Source organism: Affinundibacterium fentianense, from assembly GCF_018139545.1.
In the GTDB taxonomy this organism is placed as follows: domain Bacteria; phylum Pseudomonadota; class Gammaproteobacteria; order Burkholderiales; family Burkholderiaceae_D; genus Undibacterium; species Undibacterium fentianense.
Window position 1 is genome coordinate 93,872 of record NZ_JAGSPJ010000006.1, and the last position, 24,567, is coordinate 118,438.

24 protein-coding genes are annotated in these 24,567 nt (G+C 45.8%); 18 read left to right on the top strand and 6 right to left on the bottom strand.

Going from position 1 to position 24,567, the window contains the following annotated elements; all coding sequences use genetic code 11:
- The first annotated feature begins 285 nt into the window (after positions 1–285).
- The 6 genes from recA (at position 286) to KDM90_RS14170 (ending at position 6,421) form a co-directional block, all read left to right on the top strand.
- On the top strand, positions 286–1,323 hold the full coding sequence (gene recA / locus KDM90_RS14145; RefSeq protein ID WP_212676277.1) for a recombinase RecA: 1,038 nt from the start codon (positions 286–288) through the stop codon (positions 1,321–1,323).
- A 170-nt stretch (positions 1,324–1,493) separates the two neighbouring features.
- Positions 1,494–1,949: a recombination regulator RecX gene (recX, locus tag KDM90_RS14150; RefSeq protein ID WP_212676518.1), complete on the top strand. Its 456-nt coding sequence runs from the start codon at positions 1,494–1,496 to the stop codon at positions 1,947–1,949.
- Between the two features lie 617 nt (positions 1,950–2,566).
- A complete protein-coding gene (gene sucC / locus KDM90_RS14155) occupies positions 2,567–3,751 on the top strand; it encodes an ADP-forming succinate--CoA ligase subunit beta (RefSeq protein WP_255423111.1) in 1,185 nt (394 codons plus the stop codon).
- A gap of 18 nt (positions 3,752–3,769) precedes the next feature.
- Positions 3,770–4,651, top strand: a complete 882-nt coding sequence (sucD, locus tag KDM90_RS14160) for a succinate--CoA ligase subunit alpha (RefSeq protein WP_186914681.1) — start codon at positions 3,770–3,772, stop codon at positions 4,649–4,651.
- A 229-nt stretch (positions 4,652–4,880) separates the two neighbouring features.
- On the top strand, positions 4,881–5,687 hold the full coding sequence (locus tag KDM90_RS14165; RefSeq protein WP_212676278.1) for a Stp1/IreP family PP2C-type Ser/Thr phosphatase: 807 nt from the start codon (positions 4,881–4,883) through the stop codon (positions 5,685–5,687).
- A gap of 152 nt (positions 5,688–5,839) precedes the next feature.
- Entirely contained in the window at positions 5,840–6,421 is a 582-nt protein-coding gene (locus KDM90_RS14170) for an FHA domain-containing protein (protein ID WP_212676279.1), read from the top strand.
- Positions 6,422–6,520: 99 nt separating this feature from the next.
- On the opposite strand, the gene KDM90_RS14175 is transcribed toward KDM90_RS14170, so the two are convergent.
- The gene (locus KDM90_RS14175) at positions 6,521–7,276 is read right to left on the bottom strand and encodes a hypothetical protein (RefSeq protein ID WP_212676280.1); all 756 of its coding nucleotides are present in this window, start codon (positions 7,274–7,276) and stop codon (positions 6,521–6,523) included.
- Between the two features lie 357 nt (positions 7,277–7,633).
- Between KDM90_RS14175 and KDM90_RS18040 the strand changes: the two genes are divergently transcribed.
- From KDM90_RS18040 to KDM90_RS14195, 4 genes are all read left to right on the top strand, one after another.
- Positions 7,634–8,089 carry a pilin gene (locus KDM90_RS18040; protein ID WP_329605330.1) on the top strand — a complete coding sequence of 152 codons (456 nt, stop codon included), beginning with the start codon at positions 7,634–7,636 and terminating at the stop codon, positions 8,087–8,089.
- A 172-nt stretch (positions 8,090–8,261) separates the two neighbouring features.
- Positions 8,262–8,717, top strand: coding sequence for a pilin (locus KDM90_RS14185; protein ID WP_212676281.1), 456 nt, complete (start codon positions 8,262–8,264; stop codon positions 8,715–8,717).
- A 151-nt stretch (positions 8,718–8,868) separates the two neighbouring features.
- A complete protein-coding gene (locus KDM90_RS14190; RefSeq protein WP_212676282.1) occupies positions 8,869–10,635 on the top strand; it encodes a PglL family O-oligosaccharyltransferase in 1,767 nt (588 codons plus the stop codon).
- A 94-nt stretch (positions 10,636–10,729) separates the two neighbouring features.
- On the top strand, positions 10,730–12,265 hold the full coding sequence (locus tag KDM90_RS14195) for an acetyl-CoA hydrolase/transferase family protein (RefSeq protein WP_212676283.1): 1,536 nt from the start codon (positions 10,730–10,732) through the stop codon (positions 12,263–12,265).
- A gap of 291 nt (positions 12,266–12,556) precedes the next feature.
- Here the strand turns inward: KDM90_RS14195 and moaC are convergent, their stop codons facing one another.
- Positions 12,557–13,078: a cyclic pyranopterin monophosphate synthase MoaC gene (gene moaC / locus KDM90_RS14200; RefSeq protein ID WP_212676284.1), complete on the bottom strand. Its 522-nt coding sequence runs from the start codon at positions 13,076–13,078 to the stop codon at positions 12,557–12,559.
- A 183-nt stretch (positions 13,079–13,261) separates the two neighbouring features.
- Between moaC and KDM90_RS14205 the strand changes: the two genes are divergently transcribed.
- The 3 genes from KDM90_RS14205 to KDM90_RS14215 all read left to right on the top strand — a co-directional run bounded on the left by KDM90_RS14205 (position 13,262) and on the right by KDM90_RS14215 (position 16,447).
- Positions 13,262–14,863, top strand: a complete 1,602-nt coding sequence (locus KDM90_RS14205; protein ID WP_329605331.1) for a M48 family metalloprotease — start codon at positions 13,262–13,264, stop codon at positions 14,861–14,863.
- A 211-nt stretch (positions 14,864–15,074) separates the two neighbouring features.
- Positions 15,075–15,746, top strand: a complete 672-nt coding sequence (locus KDM90_RS14210; RefSeq protein WP_212676285.1) for an HNH endonuclease — start codon at positions 15,075–15,077, stop codon at positions 15,744–15,746.
- Positions 15,747–15,832: 86 nt separating this feature from the next.
- Positions 15,833–16,447, top strand: coding sequence for a hypothetical protein (locus KDM90_RS14215; protein ID WP_212676286.1), 615 nt, complete (start codon positions 15,833–15,835; stop codon positions 16,445–16,447).
- Between the two features lie 186 nt (positions 16,448–16,633).
- Here KDM90_RS14215 and KDM90_RS14220 read toward each other — a convergent pair whose 3' ends face one another.
- The 4 genes from KDM90_RS14220 to KDM90_RS14235 are packed head-to-tail and all read right to left on the bottom strand — an operon-like array spanning position 16,634 to position 18,889.
- Complete coding sequence (locus tag KDM90_RS14220) at positions 16,634–17,233, bottom strand: DUF2946 family protein (protein ID WP_212676287.1); 600 nt, start codon at positions 17,231–17,233, stop codon at positions 16,634–16,636.
- On the bottom strand, positions 17,226–18,182 hold the full coding sequence (locus KDM90_RS14225; RefSeq protein WP_212676288.1) for a YheT family hydrolase: 957 nt from the start codon (positions 18,180–18,182) through the stop codon (positions 17,226–17,228). The genes KDM90_RS14220 and KDM90_RS14225 overlap by 8 nt, the downstream gene beginning before the upstream one ends.
- 14 nt (positions 18,183–18,196) lie before the next feature.
- Positions 18,197–18,628, bottom strand: a complete 432-nt coding sequence (locus KDM90_RS14230; protein WP_212676289.1) for a YybH family protein — start codon at positions 18,626–18,628, stop codon at positions 18,197–18,199.
- Between the two features lie 57 nt (positions 18,629–18,685).
- The gene (locus KDM90_RS14235; protein ID WP_212676290.1) at positions 18,686–18,889 is read right to left on the bottom strand and encodes a zinc-finger domain-containing protein; all 204 of its coding nucleotides are present in this window, start codon (positions 18,887–18,889) and stop codon (positions 18,686–18,688) included.
- Here KDM90_RS14235 and KDM90_RS14240 point away from each other — a divergent pair.
- The 5 genes from KDM90_RS14240 to fba all read left to right on the top strand — a co-directional run bounded on the left by KDM90_RS14240 (position 18,888) and on the right by fba (position 24,488).
- A complete protein-coding gene (locus KDM90_RS14240; RefSeq protein ID WP_329605332.1) occupies positions 18,888–19,856 on the top strand; it encodes an AzlC family ABC transporter permease in 969 nt (322 codons plus the stop codon). The two genes, KDM90_RS14235 and KDM90_RS14240, sit on opposite strands and share 2 nt — an antisense overlap.
- Positions 19,849–20,172, top strand: coding sequence for an AzlD domain-containing protein (locus KDM90_RS14245; RefSeq protein WP_212676291.1), 324 nt, complete (start codon positions 19,849–19,851; stop codon positions 20,170–20,172). Before KDM90_RS14240 ends, KDM90_RS14245 begins: the two co-directional genes overlap by 8 nt.
- Positions 20,173–20,389: 217 nt before the next feature.
- Entirely contained in the window at positions 20,390–21,583 is a 1,194-nt protein-coding gene (locus KDM90_RS14250) for a phosphoglycerate kinase (protein ID WP_212676521.1), read from the top strand.
- Positions 21,584–21,669: 86 nt separating this feature from the next.
- Positions 21,670–23,100 carry a pyruvate kinase gene (gene pyk, locus KDM90_RS14255; RefSeq protein ID WP_212676292.1) on the top strand — a complete coding sequence of 477 codons (1,431 nt, stop codon included), beginning with the start codon at positions 21,670–21,672 and terminating at the stop codon, positions 23,098–23,100.
- A 323-nt stretch (positions 23,101–23,423) separates the two neighbouring features.
- Positions 23,424–24,488 carry a class II fructose-bisphosphate aldolase gene (gene fba / locus KDM90_RS14260; RefSeq protein ID WP_212676293.1) on the top strand — a complete coding sequence of 355 codons (1,065 nt, stop codon included), beginning with the start codon at positions 23,424–23,426 and terminating at the stop codon, positions 24,486–24,488.
- Positions 24,489–24,567: the final 79 nt, after the last annotated feature.

Sequence of the window (24,567 nt, forward strand, 5' to 3'; positions counted from 1 at the left end):
GAAGAAACTTGTTTAGATAAGTGCACCAGAGATCGTCCTGTGATTCCAATTGAATCGAATTTATCGTGTCACGTTGCAACGTGACCAAGCACCCTAATGCACATTAAAACCCACATAAAAAAATAATTTAAAAAGGTACTTGCGCAAACTACTGATTTTTTATACAGTATCGACATGCGGGGATTTGAGTCTTGCCGTGGAATAAAGAGAATTTAAGATAATTCGTGATCGCAATCATATTCACATTTGTCAATTTGACGATTTGTGCATCTAACTGGAAAAATTATGGACGATAGAAAATCTGACAACAGCGCCGATAAAAGCAAAGCATTGGCGGCTGCATTGGCTCAAATCGAGAAACAGTTCGGCAAAGGCTCTATCATGCGTCTGGCTGATGGTGCCGCAATTGAGGAAGTACAGGTGGTGTCAACTGGTTCATTGGGCCTCGATATCGCACTTGGGGTCGGTGGTTTGCCGCGTGGTCGTGTTGTAGAAATTTATGGACCTGAGTCTTCAGGTAAGACAACTTTGACTTTGCAAGTCATTGCTGAAATGCAAAAACTTGGAGGTACATGCGCTTTCATCGATGCTGAACATGCATTGGACGTAGGGTACGCACAAAAGTTGGGCGTCAATTTAAATGATTTGTTGATTTCGCAACCGGATACAGGCGAGCAAGCATTGGAAATTACTGATGCCCTGGTGCGTTCTGGTAGTGTCGATTTGGTTGTTGTTGACTCAGTTGCCGCATTGACGCCTAAGGCAGAGATTGAAGGTGATATGGGGGATTCGTTGCCTGGTCTGCAAGCGCGTCTCATGTCACAGGCCTTGCGTAAATTAACTGGTAGTATCAATCGTACCAACACCTTAGTAATTTTTATTAACCAAATTCGCATGAAAATTGGTGTGATGTTTGGTAGCCCTGAAACGACTACAGGTGGCAATGCGCTGAAGTTTTACGCCTCCGTTCGTTTGGATATCCGCCGTACAGGATCAATCAAGTCGGGTGATGAGGTTGTTGGTAATGAAACGAAGGTGAAAGTTGTGAAAAATAAAGTTGCACCTCCTTTCAAAGAGGCGCATTTTGATATCTTGTACGGCGCGGGTACTTCGCGTGAAGGTGAGATTTTGGATTTGGGCGCAGATTGCAAGATTGTCGAAAAATCAGGCTCTTGGTATAGCTACAATGGTGAGAAAATTGGCCAAGGTAAAGACAATGCGCGTAACTTCTTGATTGAGCGTCCAGCATTGGCATATGAAATCGAAAATAAAGTGCGTGAACAGTTAGGTGTTCCCTTGTTGCCTCCTTTATCCGAAGAATAAAAAGGTTTAAGCGGCGATGGGGGCTTGAACACTAAATTGTAAACTCAGCCTTATCTATGTTTGTGATGATCACGGTAGTCTTAAGTCGATCAATCTGGTGACAGATGGTCGACTTTTTTTATCGTCTTGATGGAGAAGAGTTTGAGGAATTAGAGCGTGATTTTATGAATATGAAAATAAAGTTGAGTCTGAAGGGACGAGCGCTTCGTTACTTATCTATGCGTGAACATAGTAGGCAAGAATTGGGACGAAAATTGACGCCTTATTTGCAAGAACAAGATGATCTTGAAGCATTGTTGGATTGGTTGGAGAGTGCTAAGTTTCTCTCAGATCAGCGATTTTCGGAGGCCCTCGTACATCGGCGTCAGGGAAGATTCGGCAATCAAAGAATTTTAGCTGAATTGCAAAATCATCAACTTGATAAGGAAGACCTCATTGAAATTAAAGAAAATTTAGAGAGTAACGAACTTCAGAGAGCAGTGGAGGTGCTTTGGAAAAAATTCGCCAATCCACCGCAAGATCCGAAAGAAAAAGCGAAGCAAATGCAATTTTTGGCGCAGCGTGGTTTTACCAGCCGTGCAATTCGTCATGCTTTAGGTAGACCAAGGGACTTAATCGATGAATAAAACTGCGTTAGCAAGTACAGCCGAACGATAGAAAAGCAAAAGAGTGAAAGAAGATCATCGTTCGTCGTTTGCGAAAACGCAAAAATTGCTCGAAACTTTGAAAATGATGCTTTTCTGTACAGTAATCAGAATAAATTGGTCTAACCAAAAAATAGAAATCATGCTTTAGCTGTGCTAGAATCCACTGGTTTTTTGCAACGCCGCAAGAGCGGCTGTTATCGTAGAAGCTGCGATGACGCACGCAATTGTGGCTTTTATATTCGAATTATTGCCAGCTGGCTAAGCCATCCATCAAATTGATTACTTTTAAAACGCCTCAGTTGGGGCTTCCTAAAGTTGATCAGGTTCTTAAAATGAATCAGGTCGAAATGATGTGTGATCAAGTAGATCGTGCTTGTATTGGTGCGTGCTTGTTTTGGGAAACACGTCTGGAAATCGTTCGATCTAACTAATTTGTTAAACGTGACTGTCCTGCAAAGGCGTCGCGTTTTTTTGTTTGGATGTCCAGTTTTGTTTTGCTTGTTGGCATAGATCGAAGCTAGGTTGTGCTTGTGTTTGTGCAGCTCGTGTTCGCAATCGTTTTTTGTTTGTTTAATTTTTAACTAATACCTCAGTGTCTGAAGGGAAGTCGTATGAAAATCCATGAGTATCAGGGTAAAGAAATCCTCCGCAAATTCGGAGTGACCGTACCGCGCGGTATCCCATGCATGTCCGTTGAAGAAGCAGTCAAAGCTGCTGAAACTTTAGGCGGTCCAGTATGGGTAGTCAAAGCACAAATTCACGCCGGTGGCCGTGGTAAAGGTGGTGGCGTGAAAGTTGCTAAATCCATGGAGCAAGTACGCGAATACGCAGACGCGATCATGGGTATGCAATTGGTCACACACCAAACTGGCCCAGAAGGTCAAAAAGTGCGTCGTTTGTTGATCGAAGAAGGCGCGGACATCAAGAAAGAACTGTACGTGAGTATGGTAACTGACCGTATCAGCCAACGCGTGGTATTGATGGCATCCTCCGAAGGCGGTATGGACATCGAAGAAGTCGCAGAAAAACATCCAGAGTTGATCCACTCTATCGCGATCGATCCAACGGCTGGTTTGCAAGACGCTGAAGCAGATGACATCTCTCGTAAAATCGGTGTGCCAGAAGGTTCTATTGAAGACGCACGTGTTCAATTGAAAGGCTTGTACAAAGCTTTCATGGAAACAGATTGTTCTTTGGCTGAAATTAATCCATTGATCTTGACTGGTTCTGGCAAAGTGATCGCGCTCGATGCGAAATTTAACTTCGACGCGAATTCTTTGTTCCGTCAACCAGAAATCGTCGCTTACCGCGATTTGGACGAAGAAGATCCAGCGGAAATCGAAGCATCTAAATTTGACCTCGCTTACATTTCCCTCGACGGCAATATCGGTTGCTTGGTGAACGGTGCGGGCTTGGCGATGGCAACCATGGATACCATCAAATTGTTCGGCGGCGAACCAGCGAACTTCCTCGACGTAGGTGGTGGCGCGACTGCAGAAAAAGTCACTGAAGCGTTCAAGATTATGTTGAAAAACCCAGGATTGAAAGCGATCTTGGTCAACATCTTCGGCGGCATCATGCGTTGTGACGTGATTGCAGAGGGCGTGATTACTGCGTCTAAGGCAGTGTCATTGCAAGTGCCTTTGGTAGTACGTATGAAAGGTACTAACGAAGATATCGGTAAGAAAATGTTAGCTGACTCTGGTTTGCCTATCATTTCTGCAGACACGATGGAAGAAGCCGCGCAGAAGGTTGTTGCCGCTGCTGCTGCCCACGCTTAATTATCGCAAGGAATCACTATGTCCATCCTGATTAATAAAGACACTAAAGTCATCACCCAAGGTATCACTGGTAAAACTGGCCAGTTCCATACACGTATGTGCCGCGATTACGCAAACGGTAAAAACTGTTTCGTCGCTGGTGTAAATCCAAAGAAAGCTGGCGAAGATTTCGAAGGCATTCCAATTTACGCGAATGTTTCCGAAGCTAAAGCAGCAACTGGCGCTACTGTTTCTGTAATCTACGTTCCACCAGCAGGTGCAGCGGCTGCGATCTGGGAAGCAGTTGAAGCGGATCTCGATTTGGCGATCTGTATCACTGAAGGTATTCCTGTTCGTGACATGATGATGTTGAAAGACCGCATGGCTAAAGCGGGTAGCAAAACAAAATTGCTCGGTCCTAACTGCCCAGGTTTGATCACACCAGACGAAATCAAGATCGGCATTATGCCAGGTCACATCCATCGTAAAGGTCGTATCGGTGTGGTTTCCCGCTCTGGTACATTGACATACGAAGCGGTTGGTCAATTGACAGCGCTCGGCTTGGGTCAATCTTCTGCGGTTGGTATCGGTGGCGATCCAATCAACGGTTTGAAACACATCGACGTCATGAAGATGTTCAACGATGATCCAGATACCGACGCTGTGATCATGATTGGTGAAATTGGTGGTCCAGACGAAGCAAATGCGTCTTACTGGGTACGCGACAACATGAAGAAACCAGTGGTTGGTTTCATTGCTGGTGTGACTGCGCCTCCAGGCAAACGTATGGGCCACGCAGGTGCCTTGATTTCTGGTGGTGCTGATACTGCGCAAGCAAAATTGGATATCATGGAAGAATGCGGTATCAAAGCAACCAAGAACCCATCTGAAATGGCACGCTTGTTGAAAGCAATGCTGTAATTTAGTATTGATTCTTCGAATCGCTGTTAGATAAAAAAAAGGAGCTTAGGCTCCTTTTTTTGTTGGTACATCAGCGGAGCTAGAACAGATTTTGTTGTAGTTGCGCTATTGAAATATTAAAATATTCTTTCATCAGCCATAATAGCTTTGCTTAGTGGTAAGCTCAATACGAATTATGAAAGCGGTTCCGTAATTCCTTACTTTAATTCTGCGCCATCTTTCCATTTACATGCATCCACACACTGTCTTGGAGTTCGCAAGTCATTCTGACACGGGCCTAGTCCGTAGTCACAACGAAGATGCAATTGCCATCGTCCCCGAGGCTGGTTTGGCTATTTTGGCGGATGGGATGGGGGGCTACAATGCTGGCGAAGTAGCGAGCCAGATGAGTGTTGATCTAGTCAGAGAACAGATTCAACAGAAACAAGCTAGTTTGCGGATGCCACGCATGCCTTGGCAAACTTCAGCGCCTGAAATGTGGATAAACGATGCGATTGTCTACGCAAATCAAAAAGTCATTGAGCAAGCGAACGCCAATCCTGATAATTTTGGGATGGGTACGACGATCGTAGTCGCTTTGTGCCATCAAGATAAGCTTGTGGTTGGCCACGTCGGTGACTCGCGTGCCTACCTTTTTAGAAATAATTTTCTCGATCAAATTACGCGCGATCATTCGGTCCTTCAGGCGCAAATCGATGCTGGACTAATTTCGCCTGCTGATGCCCATTTGTCCCCCATCAAAAATTTAATTACTCGAGCGGTTGGATCGCACGAGGAAATTGAAGTGGAAGTCCATGACCACTCAATGAAGCCTGGAGACATATTTGTTTTATGTTCAGATGGTTTAAGTGATATGTTGGATCAAATCCATATACAAACAGTACTGCGTGATCAAGCGCAAGATTTGGATACTTGCTGTAAGACTTTAGTGTATTTGGCAAACCGTCAAGGTGGATTTGACAACATTTCCGTTGTTTTAATACGAGTGAAAGAATTGCATGAGCGGCGCTTTATGGAGTATATTTTTGCAAGTTAACCGGCTGTTCGAGTGAGTGAAACAGACTAGTCGGATTTTACTTGGTATTTGCTTGATTTAAGGCGAGGATTCTTTTGTTAATGTGGGCACTTGGATTGACGTGAACTGAATCTTTTTTCTCGTTTTTATAATTTGTATTTGGCGGACTCAATATGGCGAAAGTGGTAGTGATTTTTAATGGTCAGGTTCAAAAAGACATGAATATTGACCGCGCACGACTCAACATTGGGCGTCGGCCAGGTAATGATTTGGTGTTAGACCATTTAGCCGTCAGTGGTCGGCATGCCGCAATCGACACGACATCTGAGGGAACCTTTATCCTAGATCTAGGTAGCACTAATGGAACTTCGGTCAATGGGCAACCAATCAAAAAGCACTTATTGCAAGACGGTGATGTGATTGAGTTGGGTAAGTACCAACTAAAGTTCGTGGTCGAAGTCGACAATTATCAATTTTCGCCTGATGAGACTTTGTTAGTAGGAAAAATTAAAGTTCTAACTGGTGCAAATGCTGGTAAAGAAATGATCTTGTCTAAGCCGGTTACTACATTAGGAAGTCCTGGTATTTTGGTGGTTTCCATTGCGCGCGAAGGAAATCGTTTCAAAATTACCTTTGTGGAAGGAAAGTTGTTTCCAAAAATCAACTCCGAGACCATTGACGCGCGCCCTCGCATTCTTTCGCATGGCGATGAGATTGATTTGTCAGGCACAAAAATGGAATTTCAACTTAGTTAGACAGGTGCATTGAAAAACTTGTCTTAAGGTTCTGGACGCTTGAGCCAATGGCAATTGCCGATAATCTGAGTCAAGCGTCCCACGCATTCCCCTCGATGATTAGAGTGTTTTAATGGGTTTGCCTGTTCCTTTGTCGACAGCGACAAAGGCACCCGCGCTGTGATGTTGGAGGGGAACAAAACCAACTTCTTTACCATTCGCTCTTGCTTCCGATTCAAACGCGCGCAACTTGGCTTGATAATCCGCTTCTAGTTTGTCGAAATCTTGGGCTGGGTGCGCCGCTGCAATCAATGCAGCTTTTTGCTTCTCTAGTTCGGTGAAATATTGCGGAAGATGTTGAATGCCAAGTCCGACACCCGACAAGAACACGATCCGATCTTTTTCTTTTTGATCGGCAGGCATGATGGATCCAACAAATTCTGGTCCAAAAAGTGGCATGGTGGACAATGACTTCAAGCTGGCTTTTTGTTGATCTTTGGGGTCAACTTCACTCGCTGTCGCTAGTCCAAAGTAACTGTTGTTGAAGGCAATATAAACAGGTCTTGCTGCATAGACAGTCCAACAGCCATATGCCATGAACGCAATCTGGCAAACAAGAACAGCGCCAACGTCAAATTTGAGCGATTTCTTTTTCGGATTAAATATTACTAACATAATCAAAGGGCCGAGTACAACATCAACCCCTGAGAGGATGAGTAAGATATCTTTCCCATTTGCCAATGAAAATAATACGTCGGGATACCAAACGAAACGAATAATGCAAAATACCGTCAGGATCAAGGCGATGCTGAAGCCGAGATGCGCCGCGAAGGCTTGGGCACGTGTAAACGTAGATAATTTTTGCAGACTAATCATGGATTTTCAGTTGGTTTGTTGTGTCGACAAGAAGTTTGGATTTTGTTCGATCTATTTTAGAGCAATTTTTTTCCGCATTTCAAGCGGGGTTTTATTTATTGCTATTGTATTGAAGGGCGCCACTCAACAGACGTTTTGTTTAAGAACTAAATACGTGGGCTGACAAAAAATGTCAGTTTGCAGAATTTGTCTAATTCCACCTGACAAAATATGTCTCAAATATGTATATAAATGTATCGAAATCGAGAAAAATGAGGGAATTTGCTGATAGGCAGGCTGTTTTTGAGCTGGCACACTGTTTGCAATAGAGGAAGCGTGGTACCAAGATGCCTCAATTAACTTAATAGGAGCTTTAAAATGAAAACTTCCAAAATGATCCAAACAGCACAAAAAGGTTTTACTTTGATCGAATTGATGATCGTTGTCGCGATCGTCGGTATCTTGGCTGCGGTTGCATTGCCAGCGTATCAAGATTACACAACAAAAGGTAAAGTAGCAGAAGCAACAAGTATGTCTGAAACAGCACGTTCAGGTTTGGTAATTGCTTTTAATGATGGCTCTTTGACTGCAACAACTGCGAATGCAGATATCGGTTTAGCAGCAGCGGCTTCTATCACAAGTAAATATGTGAAATCAGTTACAGCAGCGGGTACGTCAACAACTGCTGGTACAGTGACAGTTGTTTTGCAAGGTACAAATGACACGACAGTGGATACAAAAAACGTTGTTTACACAATGACATGTGTTGCTGGCGCGCAATGTTCTTGGGCAATCTCAGGCACAGTGCCAACAAAGTTCTTGCCTAAAGCGTAATTCTTAGCGGAATTATAGAAATAGCAAAAAGGTCGCGTAAAGCGGCCTTTTTGATTAGTGGCCAAAATTTGATTTAATACATGGCTGGCAATAAGTTTGTAGAAAAGCAGGAAATTTTGAATTCTCCGTTTGTTCTAGGCATTTTGGTCGGCTTCTTAATTGGATGGATGAAATGATGAGTAGCAAAAAATATCAAAAACTGCAGCAAGGTTTTACCTTGATCGAACTGATGATCGTTGTCGCAATTGTCGGCATTTTGGCGGCGGTCGCATTGCCAGCATATCAAGATTACACAACAAAAGGCAAAGTCGCAGAAGCGACAAGTATGTCTGAAACAGCACGTTCCGGCTTGGTGATTGCGTTTAATGAAGGCACTTTGTCAGCAACAACGACCAATACTAGTATAGGATTGTTGGCGGCGGCCTCCGTGACAAGCAAGTATGTTAAGTCTGTCACCGCGCAAGGTACTTCAACGACAGCGGGCACGGTGACGGTAGTGATGCAAGGTACCAATGACACCACCGTTGATACAAAAAATATCGTGTACACCTTGACCTGCGTACCAGGAGCTCAATGTACTTGGGCAGTGTCAGGAACAGTTCCAACGAAATTCTTGCCGAAGACCTGATTTTAATTGGGTTGAATAAAAAGGTCGCTCCGGCGACCTTTTTCTTTTTTGTGGCGCATCGTTTCGAGTCTGCTCGCGCTACAATGCTGCGCCGAATTCAAGTTCTCGTGTCGAGGGATTGGGGCATGCTTCCTTTTTTAATTTTGCATTCATGAAATTACATTTTTCCTCGCTCGCTCTTTGGTTAAGTCTGCATCGTCTAAGCCTGAGTGTCTTTGCTTTACTTTTGGTGCTTGCCCAGTGCTTACCGATGCATGTGCATCCATTCCGTAGTTATTACCACGAGCTAAGTGGCGTTTTGGCAGTTTTGGTATTGATAGGGTTTGCTGAATTGCAGTCGCCATTTCGTTTCTCATTGCGTAGCCCGCTTGTACTTATCGTCGTTTTGCTGAGCACTTTGATGTTGCAAGTGGGACTAGGTCTGATTGCAGTCGCTGATACTTACTATCTGTTTATGTATGGCATCTTGGCGGCGGCATGCGTGGTGTTTGGATTGACTGCTGCGCGGTCAAGAGAAAATGCCAAACAGTTGTGCTTCGCACTCGCATTGGCGCATCTGGTCGCAGCGGTGATTTCTGTTGGAATGCAGCAAATACAAATCGCCGGTTGGGATGCGCGTCCAATTGTGATGTACATGAACATTCACGCTGGGGTACCGATTCGACCTTTCGCGAATGTGGCTCAGCCAAACCAGTTAGCACTTTTAATTTGTTTTGGTTTTGCTTCTCTTTGGTGGTTGTTACAAGAAAAGCGCTTGAGCGGACCTTGGGCAAGCTTGCTTGCTTTGATCTTAATTTGGGGATTGGTACTGACGCAGTCACGTATTGCATGGATCATTTTGCCTGCATACGCCATTTTGTTGGCACTCGGTTTGGTTAAGCGTGATCGCATCCATTTGTTAGTGCTCGCTAGTCTATTGTTCATATATTGCGTCCTGATGTACTTGTTGCCTGACGTGGCGCAAGCCTTGGGCTTTAAAGTTGCTAGCGTCGCGGATCGCGTCGGCGGACGTTCAGAACGGAGTGTGTTGTTGCAGCAAGCATGGAATATCGCGTTGACGCATCCTTGGCTTGGTGTCGGATGGTCAAATTTTGGTAAAGCACAGCTAGATGTGGCTGCTAACTTTGGTTCTAGCATTTACGCCGAGCATGCTCACAATATTGTATTGAATTTTGCAGCCGAACTTGGACTGCCATTCACTTTATTGTTGGGAATCGCCGTTGCCATATGGCTATGGAAAATTTGTCAGGCTTATGCATCGCGAATGAAGAATAATGAGGGGCAATCGAATGTGATGGCGTTTGGACTCCTGATGCTATTGGCACTTGCAGTCCACAGCATGGTGGAATATCCGCTATGGTATGCCTATGTATTGCTACCGATTTCTTTGGTGATAGGTTTATTGCACGGATACGCTTGGCCTGACAGCAAAGAAAGGTGCTCTGGATTGTTTAAATTCTTCCCAACTTTATTTTTCGTATTGGGAATTGTCGGCTCCATCCTCGTGACTTTGGACTACCATCGGGTTGTCGCTGGGTTTCAGGTTCTACGCTCGGTTCCAGAGCCCACATCCGCTCCCGCGGCCGCTTTGGCGGCGCCAAAATTCACATTGTTACCCGATTTTTTTGATTATTTTCAAATCATGCGGTTACAGCCAAAAACCAATATGAGCGACGAACAAATTCGTTTTGTTGAAAGGGTTAGTCATCGCTTTGCCTATATTCATTTGTTGGATAAACTCGCCCAAACTTATGTGCTAAATGATCGTATTGCGCAAGCAAAACGGACGATGATTAGTATGCAGCGTCTACATCCTGACGCCTATCCAGAGTATTATGATTATTGGAAAATTTTGGCAAGTGGTGATAGTCGCTACGCAAAAGTTTTCGTAGCAATGCCTAGACGCGATGCACGCTAAATTTGATCGGTTGTCGCCTTAGACGATCCGTGCCTTCGCTGACTTCAAAAGAAGACGATTTCTTTGTACTGATAACTTGATTTATTCAAACTGCATGATTAATCATTCCCGAATTCAGCATCCCTTATTGCGTCAGAAAATCATGTCGGCAGAGGCGGCGGCCGCCTTGATTCAGAATGGTGATCATGTTGGTATGAGCGGGTTCACCGGTGCCGCCTACCCAAAATTAATTCCACAAGCATTGGCCAAGCGAATTGAGCAAGCGAATCAAGGTAGTAATACCTTTAGCATAGGACTGTGGACTGGGGCTTCGACCGCACCTGAGTTAGACGGTGCATTGGCTAAAGTGGGCGGTATGAATATGCGTTTGCCGTATCAGTCTGATCCGACTTGCCGCGCTCGCATTAATGCTGGATTAATGGATTATGTTGACCTGCATTTATCGCATGTCGCGCAGTTCGTTTGGTTTGGATTCTTAGGTAAGCTGAATGTCGCAGTCATTGAGGTGGCGGGAATTTTGCCAGATGGGCGTTTGATTCCTTCAACGTCTGTAGGGAATAATAAGACTTGGCTAGATCAAGCCGATAAAGTGATTTTAGAAGTGAATTCGCACCAGAGTGCAGCGCTTGAGGGAATGCATGACATTTACTACGGAACGGAGCGTCCACCCTATCGCAAGCCGATTCCCATGGAGCATACGGGGGATCGTATCGGCGATACCTATTTACGTGTTGATTTGAATAAGATTGTCGCGATCGTTGAAACAGACTGTCCAGACCGAAACACTGAATTTACAGCGCCAGACGAGCAGTCTGAAAGAATCGCAGAACATATTTTGACTTTCTTTGCGCAAGAGGTCGCACTGGGACGTATGCCGCCGAATTTATTGCCTTTGCAGTCAGGTGTCGGCAATATCGCTAATGCGGTATTGGCTGGACTGAATCGCGGTCCTTTTGAAAATTTGAGCGGATTTACGGAAGTCTTACAGGACGGCATGTTGGACATGATCAAGTCGGGAAAGATGAGTATGGCATCCGCGACGGCATTGTCATTCAGCCCTGCTGCAAATCAAGAGTTTCTTGATCATCTCGATTTTTACAAAGAACGTATTATTCTGCGTCCACAAGAAATTTCTAACCATCCAGAATTAATCCGAAGACTCGGCGTCATTGCTATGAATGGCATGCTGGAAGCAGATATCTACGGTAATGTGAATTCGACCCATGTGATGGGAACGCGCATCATGAATGGCATTGGCGGTTCAGGCGACTTTGCACGGAATGCCTATGTCTCGATGTTTATGACACCGTCGACCGCCAAAGGCGGAACCATCTCTTGTATCGTGCCGATGGTCAGTCATGTTGATCATACAGAACATGATGTACAAATTATCGTAACCGAGCAAGGCTTGGCCGATTTGCGTGGTTTAGCGCCGCGCCACAGGGCAGAGCTCATTATTCAACGCTGTGCTCATCCCGATTATCGTCCTGCTTTGCTCGACTATGTTCAGCGTGCGCAAGATAGCGCGAAAGCGGGACACGGTGGCATGCATACACCCCACATACTTGATGAAGCCTTGTCGTGGCATAGTCGTTATGAGAGGGAAGGGCAGATGCTGCCTAAACTTTGAATGAGCGTCAAAGTTTTGCTGAATCGATGAATTCTATTGATCTCAACGCCAACATTGCGGATATTGGTTTGAAATTTGGCTTGAAAATTGATTTGAAATGTTAGCCCGAAATCCCAATGTGAATTTGGGCGAAATTCCCTTCTTACATGACATAGGTATCTGCACAAGTTCAGATCAGGTTAGAAACCTCTTCTCCCACAAACAGGAGAGGGAGTGTTATTGAAACTTAGATTTGTCTAGATGCCGATACATGCGAGTGGGACACAATATACATTGGCCACTCGAAATAATTCAATCAATCACCGCAGTCCAATCCCCCGATTTGCCACCGTGTTTTTCTAAGACACGGATATCACTCATCACCATACCCCGATCAACTGCTTTGCACATGTCATAAATCGTGAGCAAACCAACTTGTACCGAAGTTAAGGCCTCCATTTCAACACCAGTTTTGCCATACGTCTCGACTTGTGCTTGGCATAGTACGGCATGGTTTGCTGCATCGAGTTCAAAGTCAACCGTGACGCGGGTTAAGGCTAAAGGGTGGCAAAGAGGAATGAGATCGCTAGTACGTTTAGCCGCCATGATCGCTGCGATTCTTGCGATCCCAATCACATCGCCTTTCTTTGCATGACCATTTTGTATTAAAGCAAAAGTCGCAGGCTGCATACGAATTTTGCCAGCCGCACGGGCGATTCTGTGGGTATTGTCTTTGTTGCCGACGTCCACCATATGGGCTTGTCCGCCTTGATCAAAATGGGTCAAACCACCATTGACTTCGGCAGAGGGAGTTATAGAAAATTTGCTAGTCATAAATAAATTCTCGATGCGTTTTGGCTGCTGGTGAGTGGTTGTTAGCGAATGTGGGCGAATGTGAGTTAAGATATGCTGTCTCAAAAAAGGCGATAAGCTCAGTGTCGTTCTATCAGGCAACATCGACCGCAACCAACCAGTTTGTAGTAAAGCGTTTTGTATTTAATTCGTGATCATATCATCGTGAAAAAAGAATTCCCGAAATTTCGTTTTAAGTTGATCCAGCTCACTATCTCGATGTGTTTTGGTAGCACTTTGCTCTTGCCTCACTTGGGATATGCACAAACGGGCACGATTTCGACCCTTCCTTCTACGCCTCCCAGCACGACGCAAAATACACCGAAGAATCAAAGCTTGCCGACTTTGGGCGATGCTGCCCGTGGTGATTTATCACCGATTATGGAACGCAAAATTGGTGAGCAGATCATGAGCAGTGTGCGGCGTGATCCCGATTATTTAGAAGATGGTCCAGTGATTGAATATTTGACCAAACTCGGTAATTCGCTATTGGATAAACGGCCTGATGCGCGTGGCGAAGAGTCTTACGAGTTTGAGTTTTTTGCCGTACGTGACCCAGTCTTGAATGCGTTTGCTTTCCCCGGCGGTTTCTTGGGATTTCATTCAGGCTTGATTTTGGCCGCACAGTCCGAGTCGGAGCTCGCTTCCGTCATGGGACATGAAATTGGGCATGTGTCGCAGCGCCATATTGCGCGTATGCTAGGCAATCAAAAAAACGATTTCTTGATTCCGATCGCTGCGATTATATTGGCAGCCTTAGCGGCGCGTACTAGCCCTGATGCCGCAATGGGCATGATTATGGGCGGGCAAGGTCTTGCGATTCAAAGGCAATTAAATTTTAGTCGCGATGCAGAGCGCGAAGCAGATCGCATCGGCTTTCAAATTCTTAAAGATGGTGGCTATGATACCGCCGGCATGTTGGCTTTTTTTGGACGTATGCAGCACGCCTCGCGTAATTACACCGACAATGGTTTGTCGTATCTACGGAGCCATCCGCTCACCAGCGAACGGATGGCAGATATCCAAGGGCGCTTATTTGGTGAACGCTATCGCCAACGCGTTGATGGGTTAGATTTTTATTTGACGCAAGCGCGCGTACGCGTTTTGCAAGACAGTAAAGCGCAAGGCTTAATCGATGCCGCAGTCGCGTTTGAAAATCAAATTAAAAATGGTAACGAAGAGCGTCGGCTCAGTGGCGAATATGGATTGGCATTTATTGCTTACAAAAAGAATGACTTTTTGAAGGCGGAAAAACTTTTAGATACCCTAGTTGCACACATCGCGCAAATGCCAAATCAAAAAAAATGGCTAAAAGAAACCAGCGCGTTTGCGAGTCTCGCCATCGATATTGAAATGGGCAAAAAACGTCCAGATTTAGCTGTCGCCAAAGCTAAAGCCGCATTGCGTGATCTGCCATTAGCACGCGGCCTAGCGCATCAATACGCCGAAGTGTTGATCGAAGCAAAAAACTACAAAGAAGCCGAAGCTTTTTTGCGTGACCAGATCAGCCTGTATCGCCGCGAAGCCAAGTTACAGCACTTACTTGCAAAATCCTATGCAGCAGAAGGCAAGCAAGCACTACAACATATCGCCTTAGCTGAAGCCTACGCCTTAGAAGGTGCACTACCCGCAGCTTTAGCCCAACTCGACATTGCTCGCCTTGATCCCGATGTGAAATATTACGATTTGTCTGTGATAGACGCGCGTGAGCGTGAATGGAAAGAAAAGCGTAAAGAGGAATTGGAAGACGAAAAGAAGGGGAAGTAGGGAGTATAGTTTGAATGGTCAAAGTGTTTGGTAAAATGCAAGAATAGGATGACGTATTTCACGGACATGTTAATACTGATTAAATGTGCAGTGCCATGCTGGAAACCCAATATTTACAAGCCTTTGGAGGCAATGAATGAAAAATGTTATGCGTCATCTTAAATTATTAGGCGACATTGTATTGGCTATATCTATTTAGGTAACTTCAAGCATGAGCCGCGCTTTCTTTCGCGAACCCATACCGGAAATTTACAAATGTGCGGAGCTAATTCGAACCGCAGTAGAGGCGCATATTTCAGGTAATAGTGAGGTCGCTAGTGACCTATTTAATTTAGCAAATGACATAGCGGTTAGGGAGTGGTTGGAATCAATATGGGGGAAATCAAGCCCTTATGTTAAGTTCAAGTCAGTACCGAATAGTCTGCCAATACTTTCAAAAGAAGATCGTCTTGAGGTTCGAATGCCAAGTGGCCAGCAAAAAGCAAGCTTACTCCGCCGTGATGGATTTTACTGTCGATTTTGTGAAATTCCTGTAATTAGAAAAGAAGTACGTCACTACCTTCATACCATTTATCCAAATACCTTGCCTTGGGGGAGAAAAAACATTTCTCAGCACGCTGCATTTCAAGTCATGTGGGCACAGTACGACCACATAATCCCCCACGCTCGCGGTGGCACTAATTCGCTAGAAAATATGGTAATTACTTGTGCTGCTTGCAATTTTGGCCGTATGGATTTCACTTTAGAAGAAGTAGGCATTGAAGACCCAAGATCTAGACTTATAAAAAGAGGTTTATGGAATGGAATGGAACATGTCCTTCCACTTAGGCAGCGAGTGGAATGGAACCATGTGTCACAGTCGCTCAACTTTCGGTTAACGTGACGACTCAAAGCTGGGCTTTGGGTCACTTCCATGCCCGCGGCATTCTGGCAGCACGTTATCTTCAACATTAACCTCGTAGGAAAGAAATGCGCAAAACAATCTCCTATAAGTCATTTGATGATCTTGGTCGAGTTAAATTGTCAAGATCCTTCTATATGAGAGAATTTCTTTATAGCGAAATCTCGAACTTTTATGGCGTACAAAACATTCCGGAAAATCCCGATTTAGCTGTAGCTAATGGTCGTAACCTCTGTGAGAGCCTTCTTGAGCCACTCAACTCAACATTTGGACGTATATCTATACGCTCCGCATACCGTTCTCTCGCGGTTAATGGTCTCGGAAATGAAAAGGGCCACAATTGTGGTTCAAATGAGAAAAACTATGCGAACCACATCTGGGATATACCTGATTCTGAGGGACTACATGGAGCTATGGCCTGCATTATTGTTCCTTGGTTTACAGAGCGCTATGAGGCCGGTGCGGACTGGCGAGCAATGGCTTATTGGATTCACAACAATCTTCCGTATAGCGAACTCCAATTCTTTCCAAAGTTATGCGCATTCAACATCGGTTGGCACGAGAAGCCAAAACGTAAAATTGAAAGCTATATTAAGGGTTCTTCCGGCATACTCACTCAAGGTGAGCCTGTAAATCCAAAATATGCTGATTGCTATGCAACCTTTCCCGAAATGAAGCTTTGACTGCGCTGCCAATAGCTCGCTCAAGTATGACGACTTCAGCTATGACGAATTCGAAGTCGTCACTAAGCTACAACATTGGAAATTAATTGTGTAAATCTAATACTTCGAAACACGGAGAAACCGGTTTGACTAATCGAAGGCGAGCAAAGAATAAATGGCGCAGATCTATTGTTGCCAAAATGCAGTTCATCGCGGCTGCTGGCAATAGCCAACCTCGTTTAGTAAGCTCGTCAAATCCGTTTGCTGCAAAACGATTTCCCGCCCAGCAATTCTTGCAGTAATCTTGAATTGAGAGGTACTTTCTGTCGATGCTTCCATGAACTCTAGCAATCGCTCTTCAGCTAAAGTCTGCTGATTCTCTTTGAGTGTGTCGAGAAACAAGCCAATGTCACGGTCGTCCAGTTGGCATAAATACTGATCAGCATGACACGCAATATTCCCATCATCTAACATCCAAACCCGTGTCGCGGGCGGCATGATTTGTCCCGTATGCAAACGCCAGGTTTGATCTGGCAAGATTTGCGCGATGTAAGGCGTTGCGGCTAAATCGACATAGACTTTTTGCGGTCCATTTTGAAAGAACCAATTCCCATTGTCATCGCATAGATAGTTGCGATTGATAAAGCTTTGTAGCGTTGGGTTGCGAATCACATCACCTGGCAAATTTAACGCTTGTGCACGTTCGTCGCGCATGCGCCAGTTGCCGCGTGCATCGAGACTTAGCCAGCCGTAGCAATCCGGCACATTCGGCCATTTGGCCATGGCGGCGAGAACGATGTCATCCATGTGCTTGTAGATGGGAGATGATTTTTTCGGGTAGCCAATCTAGTTTGCCGGGGAAGGCTCCTTGCGCAAATCCGACGTGACCGCCATGTTGTGGATAATCGAGTGTGACATAAGTCGATGCCGATTTGGGTAAAAATTGCGCGGGCATGAAGGGATCATTTTGCGCATTGAGCACCAAGGTCGGCACTTGAATTTCATTTAGTACCAAACAAGCACTGGCTCTGTGCCAGTAATCATCAACGTCACGATAACCATGCAAAGGTGCGGTGACGACATTGTCGAACTCGTATAGGTTCTTGGCGCTAAGCATGCGTTCACGATCAAATAGCTTGGGGAATTGCGTGAGCTTGTGCAGGCATTTTGGCTTCAAGGTTTGTAGAAAATTTTTCGTATAAATACGATTAAAGCCACGCGATAAAGTTGCGCCGCTATTGGTTAAATCCAGTGGTGCCGAGACCGCACAAGCGGCATCGACGATGCGGGCGCTCGATTGCGATTCACCTAGCCAACGTAATAAAGCATTGCCGCCTAGCGAGACGCCGCTGGCATAGAACTTCGCTTGCGGATGGGCTGCTGTAAATTGGCTATGCAGACGACGGATGATCCAGTTGATTTCTTGCGCATCGCCGGAGTGATAAAAACGCGGTGCTTGATTCGGCTCGCCTGAGCAACCACGAAAATGTGGCACTGCGCCCGACCAACCTAAACTTTTTAATTTGTCCATCAAGGCGCGGGCGTAGTGACTATTGCTGGAGCCTTCTAAGCCATGAAATAAAACCAGAAACGGTTTGCCCGCTTCGCCATCTAAAAAATCGACGTCGATAAAATCTTGATCGGGGGTGGTCCAACGTTCACGTCGGAGTGCAACCTCAGGCTTGTGCATCAAGGTTGCTGGATAAATGGTCTGGGCATGGCCGCCTGCCAGCCACCACGGGGAGGAGTAGTGCATTTATTCTGTGTCGTTCAATGTAAGACGTCAGCTTTGGTGAGATCAACTGGTGCCGATCCCGCTGCCACTGAGGCGTGATGCGTCGCGATGCGCCAACCACGCGGCGTTTTGATATACACATTGGTGGCGATAATGTGAACGTCTTGGGCGATCTGATCTTTGGGGTGTAGTTCTTCGATCACACTATGCACTGCCGTCAATAAATTATGCATGGCGTGCAATTGGCGTGTGTGAATATGCATGCTGCCATTTTCAAAGATCGCTTCCCACGAAGCGCGGATTTCGGCGTGCCCGACTAAACGCGGTGAATTGGGATGAACACAGACAATTTCTTCATCTTCTGCCCAAAGTGCCATCATCGCGTCGAGGTCGCCACGCGCTATCGCATCGTAAAAGGCGATTTCGACTTCATCTGCACTACCGTTGAGCTGCTTTTTGGCGGGCATGTGATTTTCTCGTGTGAGTGTCTTTTGGGCGGAAACAGCGAAGCAGTCTGCCAGCTGCTAGTGTGCTTTCAATACCGTTCCCGCAGCCAATTTGTAAACAGTGCCGCAATAGGAGCAAGTCGCTGAATCACCATGCGACAAGTCCAAATAGACGCGTGGATGGGAAGACCACAAAGGCATGGCAGGATTAGGGCAATGTGCTGGCAAGTCGCTGGCTTGTAATTCAACTGCGGCGGCAGTATTGGATGGCTTATTTGACATGTTTTTCTCCTCATTGAGTGAATTTGCTTTAGCGCATGATTTTAACGGATTCCACTCCATTTGCGGAGAGCGATTAGCATGCAAGATGGTCTTGAGCAATGAACTTTCACAAATGTTTTGCGTTGACGCTAAGCAAGTATTGGTATGCAGCGTTACAATACGGGTTTTGCAGCAGCGCTTTGCTTGCAATGTTCCTCAATTCTCATGCTTATCTGACGCTGTTGCGTTGCCCACTATGTTAAAAGACTGGAATTCGGCTCTCTTTCGCGAAGGCTTTAAGGCTTCCGCGCCATCTCTATTTGGCATGGCTGCTTGGGGTATGGTCGTTGGCGTCGCCATGATTAAGGCGGGGTTGAGTTTGCCGCAGGCTTTTGGGATGACGCTGTTGGTCTTTGCTGGCTCTGCGCAATTGGCAGCTTTGCCTCTGATTGTGGCGAACGCGCCGATTTGGGTGATCTTTGCGACCGCCTTGATTGTGAATTTACGCTTTTTGATTATGTCAGCCTTGATTGCGCCGCGCTTTGCGCATTTACCTTGGGCAAAGCGCATCGTGTTTGGTTTCTTGACTGGCGATATTTCTGTTCCTTTGTTCATGAATCGCTTTCCCGCGATGTGGCAAAACGCAGCAGAGGAGCGTGATCAGGTGTTGTACTTGAAAGGCTTGATCGTTCCGAACTGGTTTGTCTGGCAGGCAGGTTCCATTCTGGGCATTTTGGCGGGCAGTCAGGTGCCTATGCATTGGGGCTTAGGATTTGCGGGAACCTTGGCAATCTTGTGTATTTTGTTGCCGATGATGCGCAATCGCCCAGGATTTATCGGTGTTTTAGTGGCTGGTGTTGTGGCTGTAGCTGCACATGCCATGCCGTATAAGCTGGGATTGTTGCTCGCGGTGTTAATCGGTATGGCGGTGGCAATGTGGGTAGAGGAGCATATGAATCCAGTTCAGCAGGAGCAAGGTGATGAGTGATATCGAAATCTGGGCCGTGATCATCTTGCTGACAATCGCGACGGTGGTTGATCGCAGCGCATTTTGGGTGGTTGGTCATCATATTAATTTGCCCAGACGAGTGCAAGAAGCTTTACGTTACGCGCCAAGTTGCGCCTTGGCTGCGATTGTCGCGCCCGACTTTTTTATCAATGACAATCAACTAGTCACCTCTCTGCATAACCCGAAATTGATTGCGGGAGTTGTCGCATCTGCTTTCTATCTTTGGAAGAAAGATATGTTGTTGACTATTGTTTTTGGCATGGGAATATTCAGCTTGGTACGCTTGTACTTCTAATCCTCAGCAAGCCTAAAGATACCTGAATAAAATTTCATAAAAGTCAATATTGGTGAGAAAAATCGTGAATCGCGCTCGTGTTTTGGTAAAATACGCGATTAATTTAAAAATTCACGGAATTGTTGATTTACTTGCTTTTTAGATCATTGCAAGACAATCGCAGGCTGCCGTGATGCCACGCCTCGATTTATTCCTTCTCATCTTAATTGGTCCTGCTATGCAATTTAATCGTCTGAGCGATCTCATCGCTGCTAATAAACTCCAAGGTCAACGTGTCTTTATTCGTGCAGATTTGAATGTTCCGCAAGACGATGCAGGCAATATTACAGAAGACACGCGTATCCGCGCTTCTGTGCCAGCGATTCAACAGGCTTTGCAAGCTGGCGCCGCCGTGATGGTGACATCCCATTTGGGTCGCCCAACCGAAGGTGAATTCAAAGCGGAAGATTCTTTGGCCCCAGTAGCAACACGTTTATCGGAATTATTGGGCGTGACGGTTGAACTCAAACAAAACTGGGTTGATGGCGTGGAAGTAGCTGCTGGTCAAGTCGTATTGTTAGAAAATTGCCGCGTCAATAAAGGCGAAAAAAAGAACGATGACGCGCTCGCGCAAAAAATGGCGAAGCTGTGCGACATTTATGTAAACGATGCATTCGGCACCGCACATCGCGCAGAAGCGACGACCCACGGTATCGCAAAATATGCGTCTATCGTTTGCGCTGGTCCTTTGTTGTCGGCTGAATTGGATGCCTTGGGTAAAGCGCTCGGTCAACCAGCACGTCCATTGTCGGCGATTGTGGCTGGCTCTAAAGTCTCTAGCAAATTGACCATCTTAAAATCTCTCGCCGAAAAAGTAGATCAATTGATCGTCGGCGGTGGTATCGCGAATACTTTCATGCTGGCAGCAGGTTTGAAGATTGGTAAGTCTTTAGCTGAGGCTGACTTGGTAGGCGAAGCCAAGGCGATTATGGACATGATGGCAGCGCGTGGCGCGATTGTGCCGATTCCAACCGATGTAGTTTGTGCAAAGGAATTTTCTCCAACAGCTGTTGCAACAGTAAAAGCAGTCGCAGATGTACAAGACGATGACATGATTTTGGATATCGGTCCTGACACAGCCAATGCATTGGCCGCACAAATTCGTCAAGCAGGTACGATCGTGTGGAATGGCCCAGTTGGCGTGTTCGAGTTCGATCAATTTGGGAATGGCACCAAAGTATTGGCTGAAGCAATTGCGGAATCCAATGGCTTCTCGATTGCTGGCGGCGGCGATACTTTAGCCGCGATTGCCAAGTACAACATCACAGAAAAAATTGGCTATATCTCCACTGGCGGCGGCGCATTCTTGGAATTTTTGGAAGGCAAAACTTTGCCAGCCGTAGAGATTTTGTTGCAAAGAGCGGCGCAATAATCTGCGCTCTTTGAGGCTAAATTTTTGGCTAAAGAGATTTTTAGTTTTAAGCACGACCTTGTAAAAATTATCCATCAGGAGATTCAATGTTACGCGGAACCAAAATTGTAGCGACAGTAGGCCCGGCATCCAGTGATCTGGATACTTTAGTTAGTATGTTAAAAGCTGGTGTGAATGTGGTTCGTTTGAACTTCTCACACGGCAAGGCACAGGACCATATTGATCGCGCTGCACTGGTACGTAAAGCGGCAGAAGTCTGTGGCATTGAGATCGCGATTATGGCGGACATGCAAGGTCCGAAAATTCGTATCGGTAAATTTGAAAACAGTAAAATTCAAATTGAGAACGGCGATAAATTTATTCTCGATGCAGACTGTGCTTTAGGTAATCAAGAGCGTGTCGGACTCGATTACAAAGCCTTGCCGCGTGATGTTAAAGCAAACGACGTATTGCTCCTTAACGACGGTTTGATCGTCTTGATCGTCGATAAAGTGGTGGGTAACGAGATTCACACCACAGTTAAAATTGGTGGTGAACTGTCGAACAACAAAGGTATTAATCGCCAAGGTGGTGGTTTAACTGCACCCGCATTGACGGCAAAAGATATGGAAGACATCAAAACAGCGATGTCTTTCCAAGCCGATTATTTGGCGATTTCTTTCCCCAAAAATGCGACAGATATGGAAATGGCGCGCCAGTTAGCGAATATCGCAGGTGAGCCTTACGGCCACAAGCCGATGATGATCGCAAAGATTGAACGTGCAGAAGCGATACCGGTGTTGCAAGAGATTTTGGATGCGTCAGACGGCATTATGGTCGCGCGTGGTGATTTGGCGGTAGAGGTGGGTAATGCAGCGGTTCCTGCTTTACAAAAACGTATGATCAAGATGGCGCGTGCATCGAATAAATTGACGATCACAGCGACGCAAATGATGGAATCGATGATCGTCAATGCCGTGCCAACCCGTGCCGAAGTCTCTGACGTGGCCAACGCCGTATTGGATGGTACAGATGCGGTGATGTTGTCGGCGGAAACGGCGTCAGGCAAATATCCGGTAGTGACAGTGGAAACCATGGCGGCGATTTGTATCGAAGCGGAAAAGCACCAAGAGTGCAAACTTGATGCTGACTTTTTGAATTTGCAATTCACCCGGATTGATCAATCGATTGCCTACGGTGCTTTGTTTACAGCGCATCATTTACGGGTGCAAGCGATTGCGGCGTTGACTGAATCCGGTTCAACTGCATTGTGGATGAGTCGCCAAAGTATCGACGTGCCTTTGTTTGCCTTGACACCAAGCGTGGCGACTATGCGTAAAGCAGCCTTGTACCGCAATGTACAGACCTTCAAATTGCCGTACAACCCAGATCGCGATTTGGTTTTGCAACAAGCAGAAAACGTCTTGTTAGAAAAAGGTGCGGTGAAGAAGGGCGATTTAATCGTTGCGACTTGGGGTGAGCAAATGGGTAAGGTGGGTGGTACCAACGCGATGAGGATAGTAAAAATCGGCGAATAAATAAACTGATTTTTAGGGCGCATTGCGTTGTTGCAAAGCCTCGCAATACTAGTGTATTGCTGCGTTTTGCGCCTAGCACTGCATCCCTAAAAATCAGTTTCTTAGCAGTGCCGAATTAGAAGAGTAACGAACACGATTCAAACAGCCGAAGTCAAAGGCCACAAGCTTAAAGAAGTGCTGAGTAAGCGTAGCGAGCGGTCACAGTTTGGATTGAGAAGCGCAGCTGTACTTGAGTACAGCGAGCATCGCCAATTCAAAATGTGGTCGCGCAGTAGCTTAATCAGCATTTCGACGGAAGATTTTTTTATTTGGAGTTAAAAACTATGTCTCTCGTATCAATGCGTCAATTGCTGGATCATGCAGCTGAAAATGGCTATGGTATTCCAGCGTTTAATGTCAATAACTTAGAACAAGTTACTGCAATCATGGAAGCGGCGAATGAAGTTGGTGCGCCGGTGATTATGCAAGCTTCTGCTGGTGCGCGTAAGTACGCTGGTGAAGCTTTCTTGCGTCATTTGATTTCTGCTGCGGTCGAAGCTTATCCACATATTCCTGTGGTGATGCATCAAGATCATGGTCAATCGCCAGCAGTTTGTATGGCAGCGATCAAGTCTGGTTTCACTTCCGTGATGATGGATGGTTCCTTGATGGAAGACGGCAAATCGGTCGCTAGCTACGAATACAACGTAGCGGTATCCAAAGAAGTCGTGAAATTCTCTCACTCTATTGGTGTAACGGTCGAAGCAGAATTGGGTGTACTGGGCTCCTTGGAAACCATGATGGGCGACAAAGAAGACGGTCACGGCGCGGACGGAAAAATGACACGCGAACAGTTGTTGACCGACGTTGCACAAGCTGCTGACTTCGTGAAACAAACTCAGTGCGACGCCTTGGCGATTGCAATTGGTACTTCGCACGGTGCGTACAAATTCTCTCGCAAGCCTACCGGTGATATTTTGGCGATCGATCGTATTAAAGAAATCCACACACGCATTCCGAATACCCATTTGGTCATGCACGGCTCTTCTTCCGTACCACAAGAATTGCTCGAAGAAATTCGTCAATTCGGCGGCGATATGAAAGAAACCTATGGCGTACCAGTGGAAGAAATCGTGATCGGTATTCAAAACGGCGTGCGTAAAATCAATATCGATACGGACATTCGCTTGGCGATGACTGCTGCGATTCGTCGTTATATGTTTGAAAATCCAAGCAAGTTTGATCCACGCGATTACTTGAAGCCAGCGCGTGAAGCAGCGAAATTGGTTTGTAAAGCACGCTTCTTAGCATTTGGTTGCGAAGGTCAAGCGGCAAAGATCAAACCGATGACTTTGGAAAAAGTTGCAGAACAATATAAATCAGGTGCATTAGCTCAGGTTGTGAACTAATCTGAACTGATCACTTTTTAGATCGAAGTAAACCGGGCGCGTGGTGCGCCCCGCAGGGAGATTCAAAGCTTGTTTGTTG

Bases quoted from the DNA above. Each gene is read 5' to 3' on its own strand.
- KDM90_RS14215 (WP_212676286.1), top strand. From the start codon at position 15,833: ATGCGCAAAACAATCTCCTATAAGTCATTTGATGATCTTGGTCGAGTT.
- KDM90_RS14225 (WP_212676288.1), bottom strand. From the start codon at position 18,182: ATGCACTACTCCTCCCCGTGGTGGCTGGCAGGCGGCCATGCCCAGACC.
- KDM90_RS14210 (WP_212676285.1), top strand. From the start codon at position 15,075: ATGAGCCGCGCTTTCTTTCGCGAACCCATACCGGAAATTTACAAATGT.
- KDM90_RS14250 (WP_212676521.1), top strand. From the start codon at position 20,390: ATGCAATTTAATCGTCTGAGCGATCTCATCGCTGCTAATAAACTCCAA.
- KDM90_RS14165 (WP_212676278.1), top strand. From the start codon at position 4,881: ATGCATCCACACACTGTCTTGGAGTTCGCAAGTCATTCTGACACGGGC.
- pyk (WP_212676292.1), top strand. From the start codon at position 21,670: ATGTTACGCGGAACCAAAATTGTAGCGACAGTAGGCCCGGCATCCAGT.
- KDM90_RS14220 (WP_212676287.1), bottom strand. From the start codon at position 17,233: ATGGATGACATCGTTCTCGCCGCCATGGCCAAATGGCCGAATGTGCCG.
- recX (WP_212676518.1), top strand. From the start codon at position 1,494: ATGAAAATAAAGTTGAGTCTGAAGGGACGAGCGCTTCGTTACTTATCT.
- KDM90_RS18040 (WP_329605330.1), top strand. From the start codon at position 7,634: ATGAAAACTTCCAAAATGATCCAAACAGCACAAAAAGGTTTTACTTTG.
- fba (WP_212676293.1), top strand. From the start codon at position 23,424: ATGTCTCTCGTATCAATGCGTCAATTGCTGGATCATGCAGCTGAAAAT.
- KDM90_RS14240 (WP_329605332.1), top strand. From the start codon at position 18,888: ATGTTTTTCTCCTCATTGAGTGAATTTGCTTTAGCGCATGATTTTAAC.
- KDM90_RS14190 (WP_212676282.1), top strand. From the start codon at position 8,869: ATGAAATTACATTTTTCCTCGCTCGCTCTTTGGTTAAGTCTGCATCGT.
- KDM90_RS14170 (WP_212676279.1), top strand. From the start codon at position 5,840: ATGGCGAAAGTGGTAGTGATTTTTAATGGTCAGGTTCAAAAAGACATG.
- KDM90_RS14195 (WP_212676283.1), top strand. From the start codon at position 10,730: ATGATTAATCATTCCCGAATTCAGCATCCCTTATTGCGTCAGAAAATC.
- KDM90_RS14230 (WP_212676289.1), bottom strand. From the start codon at position 18,628: ATGCCCGCCAAAAAGCAGCTCAACGGTAGTGCAGATGAAGTCGAAATC.
- moaC (WP_212676284.1), bottom strand. From the start codon at position 13,078: ATGACTAGCAAATTTTCTATAACTCCCTCTGCCGAAGTCAATGGTGGT.
- KDM90_RS14175 (WP_212676280.1), bottom strand. From the start codon at position 7,276: ATGATTAGTCTGCAAAAATTATCTACGTTTACACGTGCCCAAGCCTTC.
- KDM90_RS14245 (WP_212676291.1), top strand. From the start codon at position 19,849: ATGAGTGATATCGAAATCTGGGCCGTGATCATCTTGCTGACAATCGCG.
- sucD (WP_186914681.1), top strand. From the start codon at position 3,770: ATGTCCATCCTGATTAATAAAGACACTAAAGTCATCACCCAAGGTATC.
- KDM90_RS14185 (WP_212676281.1), top strand. From the start codon at position 8,262: ATGATGAGTAGCAAAAAATATCAAAAACTGCAGCAAGGTTTTACCTTG.
- KDM90_RS14235 (WP_212676290.1), bottom strand. From the start codon at position 18,889: ATGTCAAATAAGCCATCCAATACTGCCGCCGCAGTTGAATTACAAGCC.
- recA (WP_212676277.1), top strand. From the start codon at position 286: ATGGACGATAGAAAATCTGACAACAGCGCCGATAAAAGCAAAGCATTG.